Source organism: Myxococcales bacterium (assembly GCA_016716835.1).
Taxonomy (GTDB): Bacteria; Myxococcota_A; Polyangia; order Haliangiales; family Haliangiaceae; genus JADJUW01.
Genome location: JADJUW010000001.1, coordinates 1480733 through 1496650, shown reverse-complemented (window position 1 = coordinate 1496650; position 15918 = coordinate 1480733). Strand labels below are relative to the sequence as shown.

Below are 15918 nucleotides of genomic sequence, written 5' to 3'. Positions count from 1 at the left end.
ATGATTCGAATTGTAATGATCGTAGGCTTGGCCGGCGCGGCCTGTAGATCCTCATCAACCGAGCCCGCGCGCACAGCAGCAGATGCGACGCCGGTGACCGTGCCACAACCACCGCCCCTGCTGGCCCCTGAAGAGCCGCTCGCCAGCAGTATCCAAACAATTCATTTGGTGCCACTGCTAGGCGGTCTCTCGCAGCCCGTGGCGGTCATCGCGCTGCCAACTTATAAGCACGGCTACCTCATCGTTGAAAAAGGTGGGCTGCTTCGCCTCGCGGTTGGCGAATCGCCGCGGCTCGCCGCAAAGCCGGTGCTCGATCTTACCGCGCTGGTCAGCAAGGGCACGGAGCAAGGGCTACTGGGCTTGGCGCTGCATCCGAAATTCGCCAAAAATCGCAAGTTGTACGTAAACTTCACCGATCTTGAGGGCGCGACCAAGGTGTGGGAACTAACCGCCAATCGCGACGCCACAGCCATCGATCTCGCCTCAAAACGCGAACTGCTCTCCATCGAACAACCCTACGAGAACCACAATGGCGGGCACCTTGTATTTGGACCTGAAGGAGACTTGTACGTTGGCACCGGAGATGGTGGCGCTGCTGGCGATCCTCACGGCAATGCTCAGAATTCGGCTAGCTTACTCGGCAAGCTGCTGCGTCTCGATGTCGATGGCCCGATCGCCGCGCCCGCTATAGTCGCCCGCGGCCTGCGCAATCCGTGGCGCTTTGATTTCGATCCGGGCACCCAGATGTGGTTTATCGCTGACGTCGGGCAGAATCGCTACGAGAGCATTTATGCCGTTGCGCATGAGAGCCTTCAAGGCGCCAATTTTGGCTGGAACATCGCCGAGGGCCGCCACTGCTTTCTGACGCCGCAATGCGACCTATCTGGGTTTGTTGCGCCGTTAACAGACTATTCGCATGCGGAAGGGTGTTCGGTGTCGGGCGGCGTCGCGTTCACGTCGCGTTACTATCCCAGCCATGGTGGCGGCCATCCAATCTTTTTTTACGCCGATTTCTGCAAGCCGTTGCTGCGAAGCTTGACGTGGGATAGCAAGTGGCCACGATGGCACCATTTGGACTGGAGTGGGTGGCTCGCTTCGCAGGCAACGGTGCCGGCCAACATCGTCGCCTTCGGAAAGTCATCGACTGGCGAGCTGCTCATCCTCTCGCTTGATGGCACGATTTATCAGATGAGCTATCGGATGCCGCAGCCTGCGGCGCCGCAGCCTACGACGTAGGCAGACCCTGGGTCGAAGCCTTGGGCGTGGTCACCGGCGGCGGAATCATGCCGCCACTGGTCGCGGTCGTCGCCGGCGCATCGCCGAGCACTAAGGCTAGCGCCTCATCGACCTTGCTGATGAAACGAATTTCCATGGTGGTGGTGACTTCGGCCGGCAGGTCGAGCGTGTCGTTGCGATTTTTCTCGGGCAGCAGCACGATCTTGCAGCCGGCGCGGTGGGCGCCGAGCAGCTTTTCTTTAATGCCGCCAACCGGCATGACGCGGCCGCGGAGGTCGATTTCCCCCGTGAGCGCAATGTCGTGGCGAATCGGGCGCTTGGTGAGCACCGAGACCACGGCGCAGGTAAGCGCGACGCCCGCCGAAGGGCCATCCTTCTTAATCCCGCCCTGCGGCAAGTGAATATGAATATCCGAGGCGAGGATTTGGTCGTGATCGATGCCAAGGCGCACCGAGTTGCTGCGCACCCATGACACCGCCGCGGTGGCCGATTCCTTCATGACGTCGCCCAGCTGGCCGGTAAGGCGAAGCTCGCCCTTGCCCTTGTAGATGCGAGCCTCGATTGGCAGCACTTCGCCGCCAACTGGGGTCCACGCCAGGCCCATGACGCGGCCAACTTCGGGCGCCAAGAGAATGCTGTCCTTGGTGTACTTGACCGGCCCAAGCGCGCGCTCAATGCGTTCGTGATCGACGGTTACCGCGTCCGTTTTATCGCTTGCAATATCGACGGCTGCCGAGCGGCACACGCTCGCAAGCTCGCGCTCGAGATTGCGCACGCCGGCTTCGCGAGTATAGCCGTGAATAATTTCGAGCAAGGACTCATCGGGAAATGCGACCCGGCCGTTGTCTAAGCCATGTTCGCCAATCTGTTTGGCGACTAGGTGGTTCTTGGCAATCGCGAGTTTCTCGAGCGACGTGTAGCCCGCGAGTTCGACCAGCTCCATGCGGTCAAACAGCGGCCCTGGAATGGATTCGAGATTGTTCGCCGTCGCCAAAAACATCACCCGCGACAGGTCGACAGGCACTTCGACGTAGTGATCGACGAACTCGCCGTTTTGCTCGGGGTCGAGCACTTCGAGCATGGCCGACGATGGATCGCCGCGCATATCCGACGACATCTTGTCGATTTCGTCGAGCACGAACACCGGATTCATCGAGCCAGCCTTTTTAAGGCCCGCGACAATGCGGCCGGGCAGGGCGCCAATATAGGTGCGGCGATGGCCGCGGACTTCGGCTTCGTCACGCACGCCGCCGAGCGAGATGCGCACATACTTGCGGCCCAGCGCCGTGGCGATCGAGCGGCCAAGCGAGGTCTTGCCGACGCCAGGCGGGCCCGCGAGCAGCAAGATTGGGCCTTGCTTGTCGGGCTTGAGCTTGCGCACCGCGATGAACTCGAGGATGCGTTTTTTAACCTTGTCGAGGCCCGAGTGCTCGACTTCGAGCAGCGCGCGGGCGGCCGGCACGTCGATGCGATCGTCGGTATAGGTGCCCCATGGGATGTCGAGCAAGGTCTCGACGTAGGTGTTGGCGATGTTGTATTCCGGCGACGCGCTCGGCATCATCGACATGCGCGAGAGCTGCTTGCGGGCGGCGGCGCGCGCCTCTGGCGACATCTTGGAGTCGTCGACGCGCTTGCGCAATTCGTCGATTTCGGCGTTGTCATCGGCCTCGCCGAGTTCTTCCTGAATTTGCCGCGCGCGGTCGCGCAGCACGCGCTCGCGCTGCGTCTTGGCGATTTCGCCTTCCAGCTCGGCGCCGAGGTCGGCCTTGATGCGCAGCACGGTGGCGCGGCGCTCAAATTCCGGCAGCAGCTTTTGCAAGCGCAACGCGGGGTCTAGTTCGCACAGTAAAAACGTTTGATCATCGCGCTCGAGCTCAACAAATTGGCTGGCGAGGTCGGCGATTTCGCTAGCGTCTGTCAGCGCCGCGATGGAGGCCGGGTCGAGCTTGCCCAGCCGCGGCTCCTTGCTTTCCTTCTTCTCTCCCTTGTCCGATTTTTCGCTGCTGCGCTCTTCCTTGCCTTCGCGCTTCTCGCCTTTGGCTTCGGCTTCGTCGGTGGAAATCACCACGAGGTGGGCGCGCGCGCTGGCCGCCAACTTGGCAAGCTCGGCTTCAGGCAGGCTGGAGGTGATGGCCGGCACCGACACATCGGCGACCAAGAACGGCTCGCCGGCGACGACGTTTTCAATGCGCACCCGATCTTGAAACTTAACAATGGCCGTGAGGCGGTTGGGGCCGTGGCGGAGCACTTGAACCACATGCGCGCGCACGCCGATGTCGAGCAGGTCCTTAGCGCCGGGCTCGCGCACCGATGGATTTTTTTGCGGAATGACGACGATAAAACCGTCGTCCTTGGACGCCGATTCAATGGCGCGAATTGAGGCCTCGCGGCCGATTTCGAGGGGCGCGACGGTCCCCGGGAGATGCACTTCCGTGCGCAGGGGGAGGACCGGGTATTGGCCAGTTTGGTTCGCTTTGGTCATGGTTCGCCTTTGGTAGTCGGTCCTTTAGCTTTGGCGCCCGCAAGGTGGCGCGTCAACTGCTCCAAAAGGCGGTTGCCTTCTTCGTCGAGCTTGGCCGGTACATCTATGTGAATTGTGACGTAATGATCGCCTGTTTGGCCACGTGCATCGGCCATTCCTTTGCCCCGCAGCCGCAGTTTTTTCCCGCTCGATGTGCCAGGTGGGATCTTGACCGTGACGCGGCTTTCCAGCGTTGGGATGTCGGCATTGCAGCCGAGCAGCGCCTTATCAAAGCGAATCCGCACGTCGCTGTGCACGTCGTTGCCCTCCACACGCAGCATGCTGCCATCGACGGCCTTGGTTTGACGCGGTGCGCTTGCGCGTCCTGTGCTATACGAAGTCGATTCATCCTCCTGTCCAAACGGCCAGTTGGGTGGATCTATGTGCATATCCGACCGTCGTCCCGTCGTCCGCCGGGTGCTGCCGCCGCTCGACGCCGCGCCGCCGAACATGGACGCAAACAGATCGCCAATATCGACACCCGCGCCGGCGCCACCCGGTGAGCGCCGTGCACCGCCACCGAACGGATCACGGCCGCCACCGGCGCGAATTTGATCGTACTGCGCGCGCTGTTTGGCGTCGGACAAGACTTCCCACGCTGCGGAGACGTCTTTGAAGCGCGACTCTTTGCGCTTGTCGCCGCCCGTGGCATCGGGATGGAACTCCTTGGCCAGCTTGCGATACGCCTTTTTAATTTCGTCGGCCGTGGCCGATGGGCTGACCCCGAGTGCCTTGTAGTAGTCTATCCGGGGGTCAAAAGAAATTGTCATGCAACCGCACCTCTAGCTTGGGGTTCTCGTGCAAATGTTAGCGCATCGCCGTCGCGATTGACGTCGGCGACGATCTTATCTCCGCGCGTAAACTCGCCTTGTAGCAGTTTTTCAGCCAGCGGGTCGACGACGCTGCGCGAGATGGTGCGCTTGAGCGGCCGGGCGCCGTAGGTAGGGTCGTAGCCTTGGTCGCCAAGCCAGGCACGCGCCGCCGCGCTGAGCTCGAGCGTGATTTCGCGCTCGGCGAGGCGTTTCTGCACGTGCTGCAGCTGGATGCCGACGATGGCGTCGAGCTGACCGCGACCCAAGGCATGGAATATGATGACGTCGTCGATGCGATTGAGAAACTCAGGGCGAAACGTTTTCTGCAACTCGGCGGTGACCTTGGCGAATGCGGCCTTGGAGATGGTGCCGTCCGCGGAAGCGTCGCCATCGAGCAAATGATGCGAGCCGACGTTGGATGTCATGATCAGCACGGTGTTCTTAAAATCTACGGTGCGGCCTTGGCCGTCAGTGAGCCGCCCGTCGTCGAGCACCTGGAGCAAGATCGTCCACACGTCGGGATGTGCTTTTTCGATTTCGTCGAGCAGCACCACGGAATAGGGGCGACGGCGAATCGCCTCGGTGAGCTGGCCGCCTTGATCGTAGCCAACGTAGCCTGGAGGCGCGCCAACCAGGCGCGAGACGCTGTGCTTCTCCTGATATTCGCTCATGTCGATGCGAACCATCGAGTTTTCGTCGTCGAATAGGAAATTGGCGAGGCTGCGCGCCAACTCGGTCTTGCCGACGCCGGTGGGGCCGAGAAAGAGGAAGGAGCCAATTGGCTTGTTTGGATCGGACATGCCGGCGCGCGAGCGGCGCACCGCCTTGGCGACCGCGGTGACGGCCTCTTCTTGGCCGACCACGCGCTGGCGCAGCCGGCTCTCCATTTGCAGCAAGCGTTCGGCATCGCCTTCGAGCATTTTTTCGACGGGAATGCCGGTCCATTTGGCCACCACAAACGCAATGTCTTCTTCGGTGACCTCTTCGCGCAAGAAGCCGCCACCGCGCTGGGCCATGGCGGTGAGCCGCTCGGTTTCGCCGGCGAGTTGCTTCTCAAGCGTTGGTACCTGGCCAAAGCGCACCTCGGAGGCCTTGTCAAAGTCGCCGCTGCGTTGCAGGCGGTCGGCTTCGCTGCGCGCCGCCTCAAGCGCCGCCTTAAGCTCTCGCGTCTTGGCGATCGCGTCGCGCTCTTGCTGCCAGGTGGCGCGCATGGTTTGCGCGCTTTCGCGCAGTTCGGCGATTTCGCGGTCGAGCAGGGTTAGCCGCTCGCGATTGGCCTTGTCGTCGTCGCGATGCAGCGCGGCGCGCTCGACTTGTAGCGTCGTGATCTTGCGTTCGAGCGTGTCGATCGGGGTTGGCAGCGATTCGATCTCCATCTTGAGCCGCGACGCCGCCTCGTCGACGAGATCGATTGCCTTGTCGGGCAGCTGGCGCGATGGAATGTAGCGGTGCGACAGGCGCGCCGCGGCAATAAGCGCCGCATCGCGAATGCGAATGCCGTGGTGGACTTCGTACTTATCTTTGATACCGCGCAAGATCGCGATGGTGTCACCCACCGACGGCTCATCAATAAACACCGATTGAAAGCGGCGCTCGAGCGCCTTGTCTTTCTCGATGTGTTTGCGAAATTCATCCAGCGTGGTGGCGCCGATGCAGCGCAGCTCGCCACGCGCGAGCGCGGGCTTGAGCAAGTTTGCGGCGTCAGTTGCGCCTTCGGCGGCGCCCGCGCCGACCAGCGTATGCAGCTCGTCGATAAAGAGGATGATGCCGCCCTCGGCGCTGGCGATTTCGCGCAGCACCGACTTAAGGCGCTCTTCGAACTCGCCGCGGTATTTCGCGCCGGCGATCAGCGCGCCGAGGTCGAGCGAGAGCAGGCGCTTGCCGCGCAGCGACTCCGGCACATCGCCGCTGGCAATGCGCAGCGCGATGCCTTCGGCCACCGCCGTCTTGCCAACGCCCGCCTCGCCAACCAGCACTGGGTTATTCTTGCTGCGGCGGCTTAAGATCTGAATGGTGCGGCGAATCTCTTCGTCGCGACCAATCACCGGATCGAGCTTGTCTTGCTGCGCCAGCTTGGTGAGGTCGCGCGTGTACTTGTCGAGCGCCTCGTATTTTTCTTCGGCCTCGCGGTCGGTGACGCGCTCGTTGCCGCGGACCGCCTTGAGCGCCGCCATGGCGGAGTCGCGGGTGGCGCCGCGCATGCGCAGCGCTTCGCCAACGGGACCTCGCTCATCGATGAGCGCCAGCCACATGTGCTCAGACGAAACAAAGTCGTCTTTAAAGGTGGTCGCTAGCTTTTCTGCCGCCTCCTACACCTCGCGCAGTCGGCGAGACACGCCGACGTCGAAGGCGCCCGACACTCTGGGTTGCTTGGCAGGCAGGCCGTCCATGTCGCCGGCAACGGCCTCGGGATCGACACCGAGACGCTCGAACAGCCGTCCCACCAGGTCGCCTTCTTGCGCCAAGAGCGCCAGGAGCAGGTGCTCCGGCTGCAGCTCGCTTTGGCCCTTTTTCTGAGCCAAGTCGCGCGCATCGGCGAGGGCCTCTTGGGCCTTGATGGTTAGTTTGTCCGTTCTCATGTGTGTCAAACTAACCACGGTCTGGGCCCTGTCAATCGATCTTGGCGAGACAGATCGACGCTGGCCGGCTTTTGGGCGCTGTGCGCCGCTACTGGCCTATCGCGGCGGCGTTAAAAAATGATGTCGCCGGACTCGTAGCGCTTGCGCAGCTGCTCGGCCTTCTTTTTTTCAACGGCGGTTTCGGCTTCCATGCCCGGCATGACGTCGGCGGGGAAGTCGAGCACTTTTTGCACCAGCTCTTTAAACAGGGCTTCGTCGAGCTTCTTGGTGGCGTAGTTTTCCGCAATCAGCGTGTACGTCGCAGGGTAGGTTGGCGCGGCCTTGAGCGACGCCTGGAAGTGCTTGTACGACTTGTCCAGATCGCCGCCCGCAAACGCCGGCGCGATGGCGTAGAACGCGCCCCAGTAACGATCGGGCGCGCCGTAAAAAAAGCTGTTGTCGAGGTCGGTGACGCGGGTCATGAGCTTCACCACGCGGTCTTTATATTTCAGCACCACCGAAATGTCGTCGTGCGCATTGGCCCACTTGCCGAGGTTGGTGGCGTACCAGTACATCAGGCCGACGCCGTCTTTGCCGACCGCTGTGGCGGTATCGCCGACGTCGATGCCTAGGCGCATCTTCTTCTCGACGTCCGGCGAGAGCGCTTGCAAGCCGCGCAAGGCGGCGCCATAGCCGCGCTCGTAGGTGGCGAGAAATTCGGTTTCTTTGGTGGCGCGCTCAAAGAACAGGTGGCCATCCGCGAGCAAATAGAGCGCGCGCGCCAACTTTTCATAAGTTTGGTAGTCGTCGTCTTTTTTGGCAACGGCCTCGGTGTACTTGGCGATGGCCAGCTCCAGTTGGGCGCGATCGGCGCGCAGCGCAAACGCCGCGTCGCCGTCTTTGACGAGCTGGCCGTGCGCTTCGAGGTCGGCGCCGGTCAGCGTAATGCGCGTGACGCCGGCACCCGCGTTTGGTTTGGCACACCCGGACAGCGCAAGCGCCAGACATGCCAACGTGGCCAGGGAAATTGAAATAGCGCGCCTAAAGGTTGAACCTTGATACATAGAATCCTCCGCGCGCAAGGCTATGTCGCGCGTGCCGACAAGATCAACCAAACAGAACCGCATTGAGTGGGACCGGAGACAATAATCGCCCGGTGTACGGCTTCGCCTGCCGCATCGCGCGTCCATGGGTTGGCGTGGCCTGGCTCTCACGAAACACAAGCTTACGATTCCAGCATTCGGACACTAGCGTGTCCGCGTTCTGTTCTCCGGGGCCAGGGGCTAAAAATAGTCGCAGGGCGAAAACGGCGGCAGGGTTTCCGTGGTGTCGTCTTGCAACATTTGGTTGTTGACGGAGATGTCGCGCGCCGCGGTCGCCTGCTCACAGCGTTCGCGCAGCAGGGTCGAGGCTTGTTGGCGGCCGCGCTCATCGGCAATGCTGCTGGCGAGGGTTTCGGCATTGGCGGCCAACGCGGTCTCTTCCACCGTGGAACGCCCGATGAGGCGCACCACGACAAAGTCGTCGTCCGCGGCGAAGACCTTGGCCGCCGCCGTACCAGGCGTGAGGTCGGCAAAGGCCGCCCTTGCCAACGCCTGCGACGCGCCAAAGCCTTCGAGGCCCTTGCCGGAGCGCTTGATCATGACTTGCGAATCAAGCACCGGTACGACAGGGGTGTGCAACGACGGCAGCGTCTCCGTCACTGGCCGCATGGGGTCGGCGGCGGTGGCGGCCGCTGGGGCCGGTTGATCGGCTGGTGTTAACACCGTTGCGGATTGCGCGAGCGTCAGCCCCAGGTCGAACTCGGTGCGGCCCATCAAGGGTTCTTTCTTCGCAAACAGCACGTCGATCGCTTTGCCGCCCGCGATTGCCGTCGCGGCCTCGATCGCCGCCTTGCGCGCGGCCTCCTGGCCCCAGACTTGGCGCGCGATTTCTTCGGCGAGTTCGCCCTTCACCTGTTCAAACGAAAGGTCGCCATTGCGCGCGGCTTCGACGGTGATGACGTAGTAGGCCTCGGCGTCCTCAAAGATTTCAGAAACGTCGCCGGGGCCAAGCGTGGCGACCGCGGCATTAAGCGCATCGGTGGCCAGCATGGGCGTGGCCACCTCGCGCCAGCCTAAGCTGCCACCTGCCGCCTTGGCGGCGGCATCGACGGCGACGGCGGCGACGACCTGCGCGAAGGTTTTTTGTTTGGCAACAACCGACGCGCGAGCGGCGTCGATCTGCGCCTTGCTGGCCGCCGCGTCCCCGCCCTTGGCGACGCGCAGCTCGCGAATTTTTTTCATGGCAGGTGTCGCGGTAAACGACGCCTTGCGGGCTTCGTACGCCTCTTTGACGCGGGCTTCGTGGGTCGCCATAAAGCGCGCGAGATCCGCCTCGGTGAGGGTCAGCGCCGCGCCATACTCGGCCGCGCGGAAGCGAACGTAGTCGAGGTTTACGTAGCTATTTTGCGCGGTGTAGAGCGCGCGGGCTTCGTCCATGGCGACCATGCCAAACTGCAGCTCGGCGTCGGCAATATGCGCGAGGAGTTCACGCTTTTGTTGGCTACGATAGTTGCCGATGCCGCCGAAGTTTTCGGCAATGCGCGTAAGCGCTTCATATGAAAAATGCTTGCCGCCGGCGCCGTCGACGAGCGCCACCTGGCCCGACACGAGCGCGCCACCGAAATAGAGTTGGCCGGCCGCAATGCTGGCATCAGCGGCCGCGTCGTTGACGCGATAGCCGCGTTCGTCGGCGAGGTCCGCGAGCAATTCGCGGCGCACCAAGTTCGCCATCGCGTTGCGCGCGCGTCCTTGGCCATCGGTCAGCCCCCAAGCGAAACGCCAGTCGTTCATGCTTAGGTCTTGGCCGTTAATGCGACCCACCTGCTGGGTGCCGCTGCAGCCCTGGCCGGTCGCAATTGATTGCGGCCCGAAGCTGATGATGAACACCACGATCAGGATGCCAAAGATGAGGTAAACAAAAATAGAATTAGCGCGTTGGCGCGACTTAATAGACATGGGAGCGGCGCATCCTACTGGCGGAGGCGTGCGTCCGCAAGCGGGGGAACACGGCCCGATTTTCCCCTTGCCCTTCATTGTTGTTGGTGGTACCCCCCGGCAGCCTACGTTGCGCGACCCTGATGCAAGTTCAGCCCGCGTGGCCTAGGGGCCAAGAGAGCCGTCCCGGGTTTGAGTCAGCGAGGAGTATCTATGTTGTTTGATTGGGTCTACGGCATGTTTTCCAATGACCTCGCGATCGATCTCGGCACCGCTAATACCCTGACGTTTGTCAAAGGGCGCGGCATCGTCGCCAACGAACCGAGCGTGGTCGCAGTGCAGATGGCGGGCCCCAACGGCCCCAAGAAAGTCTTAGCGGTTGGCCACGAGGCCAAGGCCATGCTGGGCCGGACGCCTGGCAATATCGTGGCGATTCGCCCGATGAAGGACGGCGTGATTGCCGACTTCGAAGTGACCGAAGCGATGCTGCGCTATTTTATTCAGAAGGCGCATCATCGCCGCACGTTGGTGAGACCTCGCGTCATCGTCTGCGTGCCGTCGGGCATCACCGAAGTTGAAAAGCGCGCGGTGCGCGACTCGGCCTTGGCAGCGTCGGCGCGCGAAGTGTATTTGATCGAAGAGCCGATGGCGGCGGCAATCGGCGGTGGGCTGCCGATCACCGAGGCCTCGGGTAATATGATCGTGGACATCGGCGGCGGCACGACCGAGGTCGCCGTGATTGCCTTGGCGGGGGTGGTACTTACGAAGTCCATTCGCGTCGCGGGCGACAAAATGGACGAAGCCATCGTGCAATACGTCAAGCGCAAGTACAACTTGCTCATCGGCGAGCGCACGGCTGAGATCATCAAGAAGGAAATTGGCTCGGCGTATCCGCTCGATGAGCCGCTAACGGTTGAAGTGAAGGGCCGCGATCTGGTCGCCGGCGTACCGAAGACCTTGGTGGTGAACTCCGATGAAATTCGCGAAGCCTTGCAAGAGCCGGTCAACGCCATCGTCGACGCGGTGCGCTCGGTGCTTGAGCGGACGCCGCCGGAGTTGTCGGCGGATATCGTCGACAAGGGCGTGGTGCTTTCAGGCGGCGGCGCGCTGCTAAAAAATCTCGACGTGCTGCTGCGCGAAGAAACCGGCCTGCCGGTGATGGTTTGCGAAAATCCTCACCTCGCGGTGGTGCTTGGCACGGGCCGCGTGCTTGACGAGTTAGAGCTGCTCCGCGAGATCGCGCTCAAATAGGCCTGCATGACTTGGCTGCGCGCGTATCGCTTGGCCTTGCTGCTGGTGATTGGCCTCTTGCCGTTGCTCGTGCTGCGCGCCAACTTGCGACGCCATGAGCCAGGCGCGGTCGACGCGACGATGTTGCGCATCACCGCGCCGCTGCAGCGGGTGGTCACGTGGGCCGCCGAGGGCGTCCAGTACGTGTGGTTTGGTTACATCAACCTCGTCGACACGGAGACCGAAAATCGCGAGCTGCGCGGCGAGAATCGCCGCCTGCACGGCGAAGTGACCTTGCTGCGCGAGCGCGTTGCCGATACGGCGCGGCTAGAAGGCTTGCTCGCGTTTACGGCTACGGCGCCATCGCCGAGGGTGGGCGCGCGCGTGGTGGCCTCAACGATGGATGCGCGCCAGCGCGTCGTCCGCATCTACATCGATCGCGGCGCGGCGGACGTACGCGTCGGCATGCCCGTGATCGCGGTAGGCGGCGTCGTCGGGCGTGTAGCGCGCGTGCTGCAAGACTACGCGGATGTTATGCTGATTTCAGATCCGAACTCGGCGCTTGACGTCGTGTTGCCGCGCACGCAGGGCCGCGGCATCTTGCGGGGCGGTGGGGCCGAGGGGCGTTATGTGTCAGCTGCATTGGATGGAGACCGATGCCATGGCCAGTGGTGACAAGCCGTTAGCGGGCGGCGCGGCGGCGAGCCAAGCGCCGCAAGTAGGCGACGAGGTGTTGACGTCGGGCTTTGGTGGGGTGTTTCCCGCCGGCCTCAGCGTCGGGCGCGTCGTGGCCGTGACGCGTCGCCCTTACAGCATGTTCCACGAGGTGCACGTCGCGCCGGTGGTGGATTTTACCGCGTTGCGCGTTGTCTCGGTGGTGTTAGCGCAGCCGCTCATCCAAGCCGAAGAGGCGCCAACACGCACGCCGTTCGTGCCAAAGGCCTTATAGATGCGGGTCGCAAGCTTGGTCATCGCGGGATACCTGCTCGCCGTCATCGTCAGCGCCTGTTGGCCGCTACTGCCGTATCCCATGGCGTTTGCGACCGCCTTCTCGCCAAGTCTCGCCGCCCTGACCGCGACCTACCTTGGTTTTTCAAGTCGCGACGGCCTTGTTGCCGCCGTGCTTGGCAGCGTCGTTGCGGCGTATCTCATAGATATCGCCGGCGGCGGGATTGTGGCGATTTCATGCACCCCGGCGGCGGCCGTGGCGCTCATGTGCGGGGTCATCCGTGGCCGCTTCACGCTGCGGCGGCCGTGGATGATCGCCATGGTTTGCATGGCGACCGTCCTGAGTTTTTACGGGGTGCAAGGCGTCTTGCTGGCGCTGCTGCAACCCGCCAAGGCGATGGCGATCTGGCCGATGGCGTCGATCGTGGGCATTGCCGTAACGTCGGCGCTGATGGCGCCGCTGGCCTTTGCGGTCTTCCGCCGCGTCGATGCCGCCTTATCGCGCACGGTCCGCGATCGCGACGCGGTCCTGGAGGGACGTCTTTAATGCTGGAGGGATGGCGCGCGTCCGGATCGCCGGCCTTGCCGATCTTGGCGGCGAGACTGCGCTATCTGTTGGTGGTCGTGGGCCTGGGCTTTCTGGTCTTGCTGGGGCGCTTATGGCAGCTGCAAATCATTCGCGGCGATCGCTATCGCGAGCAAACCGTCTCCAACGTGGTGGAGCGCAGCCACATCGCCTCGCTGCGCGGTAAGATTCTCGATCGCAAGGGGCGGCCCCTTGCCGAGAATCGCCCGGCATTTAACATCTACGTCCAGACCAAGGCGTTCACCCCCGAGCTGGCCCAGGCGCTCGAAACGACGCTCGGGCTGTCGGCTCACGAGATGGAGCTAATGAGCGAACGGATCGAACGCGCGCGGGGGCGCAAGCAATTTCGCCAATACCAACGCGTGCTGGAAGATCAGGGCCGCGATCGCGCGACGTTGGTGGACGAGTCGCTACGCTATCGTTTCGCGGGCATCGAGGTGCGCACCGAGCCGCAGCGCCATTATCCAAGCGGCGCGTTGGCGGCGCATGTGCTTGGCTACATGAGCCAGATGTCGGCGGGGGAGCTGCAGCGGCTGGAGGCCGACGGCTATGAGGCCGACGAAACCATCGGCCGTTTCGGCCTGGAGCTGGAGTGGGAGGCCTATCTGCGCGGCAAGAAGGGGCTTGAGCTCTTCGCCGAGGATGCGCACCACAATCGCCTCGACGACATGACGGCGGCGCGGTTCATCGGCGGCCCGATGCGAGTCGAGCCGATCGCAGGTCACAACCTGGTCAGCACGATCGATATCGATCTGCAGCGCGTCGCCGAGGCCGCGGTGGCTAAGCATGAGGTGGCCGCCGTCGTGGTGGTCGAGGTCGCGACCGGCAAGCTGCTGGCGGTGGTGTCCAAGCCGGCCTTTGATCCCAACGTCATGAGCGGCAGGCTGTCGGCTGCGGATTCGGCGCTGCTGATGAGCAACCCGCATGCGCCGTTTCTCGACAAGGCGTTGCGCGCGACCTATCCGCCGGGTTCGGTATTTAAGTTTGTCACCGGCATCGCGGCGCTCGAAGAGGGGCGCACCCGCGCCGACGAGCACATCAACTGCCCAGGGAGCTATACCCTCGGACGGACGTCGTTTCGCTGCACGCACGTGCATGGCAAGGTCGACATGCAGGAGGCCATCGCCCAGTCCTGCAACGTCTATTTTTATAACCTCGCCGAGCGCATGGGGCTGGATCCGATCGTCGGCGTCGCCCACCGGTTTGGCTTTGGCATGCCGACGGGCCTCGGCCTTAACGGCGACGGCGGCGGACGGGTGCCGACGCGTACCTGGTATAAAAATCGCGGCGGCTATTCCGCGGGCAAGGCGACCAACGCGTCGATTGGCCAAGGCGACGTCGAGGTGACGGTGCTGCAGGTCGCGATGGCGTATGCGGCGCTCGCCAATGGCGGCACGCTCTACGTCCCGCAGATCGTCGACCGCGTCGAGTCGGTGGCCGGACAGGTGGTCATGCAGTATCAGCCGCGCATCGCGCGCGTCGTCAAGGTGGCGCCCTCGGTGCTGTCGCTGATGACCCGCGGCATGGTCGACGTCGTGGCGCGCGATGAGGGCACGGCCTTTGCCGCGGTCCGCTCGAACGTGGTGGCGATCGCGGGCAAGACTGGCACCGCGCAGGTCGTTCGGCTGTCCGCCGATCGAGGGCGCAGCTTGCCTGCGGGCTGGCATCGCTCCAAAGAGCACGCGTGGTTCGCCGGCTGGGCGCCCGCGGGCGCGCCGGAAATCGCAATCGCGGTGCTCATTGAGCACGGCGGCACCGGCGGCACCGTCGCGGGGCCGGTCGTTAAGAGCGTTATCGAACAATATTTTAAGGAAGTGAAACGCGGGCCATGAGTCGCCTGGGCTTTGCCTTGCGCGCCGAGCGGCGGCGGTTTGATCAGCTCGACTGGCCGCTGGTGGTGACCATGTTGTTCATCGTTGGCGTTGGCCTGCTCAATCTTTACAGCGCCATCCACGGCACCAAGCACGCCGCCAAATTCGATCAGCAACTCATGTTTGTCACCATGGGCGTGGTGTTGTTTGGGTTGGTCGCCGCCATCGACTATCACCTGTGGATTCGCTTGGCGTGGTGGGGCATCGGCGGGGTGCTGCTGTTGCTGATTGTCGTGGCGTTGATGGGCACGAGGTCCGAGGCCAAGGGCTCGTCGCGGTGGCTGATGGTTGGAGGCTATGGCATCCAACCCTCCGAATTTGCCAAGCTGGCGATCATCATTGCTTTGGCGCGGGTGTCCGAGCAGCTAGGCAACACCACGCCGCAACGCTACGCGTACATCGCCCTCGCCATGGCGCCCGTAGGGTTCATCGCGATTCAGCCCGACCTTGGGACGGCCTCCATTTGCGCGCTGGTGGCGACCTCGGTGGGGCTCTTGGTCTTGCGCGATATTCGCCCCATCTTGCTGATTTGGCTGCCGCTGCTGATCGTGGCGCCATTTAAGTGGGACAGCCTGCACCGCTATCAACAAAACCGCATCATGGTGTTTCTAGATCCTTCACTCGATCCGCATGGCATCGGGTGGCAGTTGCGCCAATCCAAGCTCGGAATTGGCTCGGGACAGCTAGTTGGCAAGGGCTATCTCGAAGGGACGCAGAATCGCTTCGACTTTTTGCCGGAGCACTGGACCGATTTTCCCTTCGCGGTGTGGGCCGAGGAATGGGGATTTCTCGGCTCGGCCGGGCTGGTGCTAGCGTTCGCGCTCTTGGTTTACTGGTGCCTGAGCCTGGCGTTTCGCGCCCGCGATAAGGGCGGCGCCATCATCTGTGTTGGCGTCGCGGCCCTGGTGTTTTGGCATGCCATCATTAACATCGCCATGGTGATTGGGATGGCCCCGGTGGTCGGCGTGACCTTGCCGTTCATTAGCTATGGCGGCAGTTCGCTGCTCACCTTTTTTATCGCGCTGGGGCTTGCCGCCTCCGTCGGCCTTCGCAAACACGGCTAGCGCGGCGCGGATCTTTTGCGCTGATCGCGGCGTACGTCCTCGGCGGCTTCGTTGCGACCACATCGGTCGCGCCTCAGCACGCCTGCGGGCGTGCGCCGCGCTGAGCGCAAAATC

General features: G+C 63.0%; 11 protein-coding genes and 1 pseudogene. 7 read left to right on the top strand and 5 right to left on the bottom strand.

The window, feature by feature from the left end:
* Positions 1–1236, top strand: a complete 1236-nt coding sequence (locus IPL79_06615; GenBank protein ID MBK9070659.1) for a PQQ-dependent sugar dehydrogenase — start codon at positions 1–3, stop codon at positions 1234–1236.
* Here the strand turns inward: IPL79_06615 and lon are convergent.
* From lon to IPL79_06590, 5 genes and pseudogenes are all read right to left on the bottom strand, one after another.
* The gene (gene lon, locus IPL79_06610; GenBank protein MBK9070658.1) at positions 1226–3718 is read right to left on the bottom strand and encodes an endopeptidase La; all 2493 of its coding nucleotides are present in this window, start codon (positions 3716–3718) and stop codon (positions 1226–1228) included. The genes IPL79_06615 and lon overlap by 11 nt on opposite strands.
* On the bottom strand, positions 3715–4527 hold the full coding sequence (locus IPL79_06605) for a J domain-containing protein (GenBank protein ID MBK9070657.1): 813 nt from the start codon (positions 4525–4527) through the stop codon (positions 3715–3717). The genes lon and IPL79_06605 overlap by 4 nt, the downstream gene beginning before the upstream one ends.
* Positions 4524–7148, bottom strand: a pseudogene (gene clpB / locus IPL79_06600) (ATP-dependent chaperone ClpB). The gene IPL79_06605 and the pseudogene clpB overlap by 4 nt, the downstream one beginning before the upstream one ends.
* Positions 7149–7258: 110 nt before the next feature.
* A complete protein-coding gene (locus IPL79_06595; protein ID MBK9070656.1) occupies positions 7259–8191 on the bottom strand; it encodes a hypothetical protein in 933 nt (310 codons plus the stop codon).
* Positions 8192–8410: 219 nt separating this feature from the next.
* On the bottom strand, positions 8411–10126 hold the full coding sequence (locus IPL79_06590; GenBank protein MBK9070655.1) for a peptidyl-prolyl cis-trans isomerase: 1716 nt from the start codon (positions 10124–10126) through the stop codon (positions 8411–8413).
* 216 nt (positions 10127–10342) lie between these two features.
* On the opposite strand from IPL79_06590, the gene IPL79_06585 reads away from it, so the two are divergent.
* The 6 genes from IPL79_06585 to rodA are packed head-to-tail and all read left to right on the top strand — an operon-like array spanning position 10343 to position 15804.
* A complete protein-coding gene (locus tag IPL79_06585) occupies positions 10343–11356 on the top strand; it encodes a rod shape-determining protein (GenBank protein ID MBK9070654.1) in 1014 nt (337 codons plus the stop codon).
* Positions 11357–11362: 6 nt separating this feature from the next.
* On the top strand, positions 11363–12010 hold the full coding sequence (locus IPL79_06580; GenBank protein MBK9070653.1) for a rod shape-determining protein MreC: 648 nt from the start codon (positions 11363–11365) through the stop codon (positions 12008–12010).
* Positions 11997–12284, top strand: a complete 288-nt coding sequence (locus IPL79_06575) for a rod shape-determining protein MreC (GenBank protein MBK9070652.1) — start codon at positions 11997–11999, stop codon at positions 12282–12284. The genes IPL79_06580 and IPL79_06575 overlap by 14 nt, the downstream gene beginning before the upstream one ends.
* On the top strand, positions 12285–12830 hold the full coding sequence (locus IPL79_06570; protein MBK9070651.1) for a hypothetical protein: 546 nt from the start codon (positions 12285–12287) through the stop codon (positions 12828–12830). It begins immediately after the preceding gene.
* The gene (gene mrdA, locus IPL79_06565; GenBank protein MBK9070650.1) at positions 12830–14701 is read left to right on the top strand and encodes a penicillin-binding protein 2; all 1872 of its coding nucleotides are present in this window, start codon (positions 12830–12832) and stop codon (positions 14699–14701) included. The genes IPL79_06570 and mrdA overlap by 1 nt, the downstream gene beginning before the upstream one ends.
* The gene (gene rodA / locus IPL79_06560; protein ID MBK9070649.1) at positions 14698–15804 is read left to right on the top strand and encodes a rod shape-determining protein RodA; all 1107 of its coding nucleotides are present in this window, start codon (positions 14698–14700) and stop codon (positions 15802–15804) included. The genes mrdA and rodA overlap by 4 nt, the downstream gene beginning before the upstream one ends.
* The last annotated feature ends 114 nt before the right edge of the window (positions 15805–15918 follow it).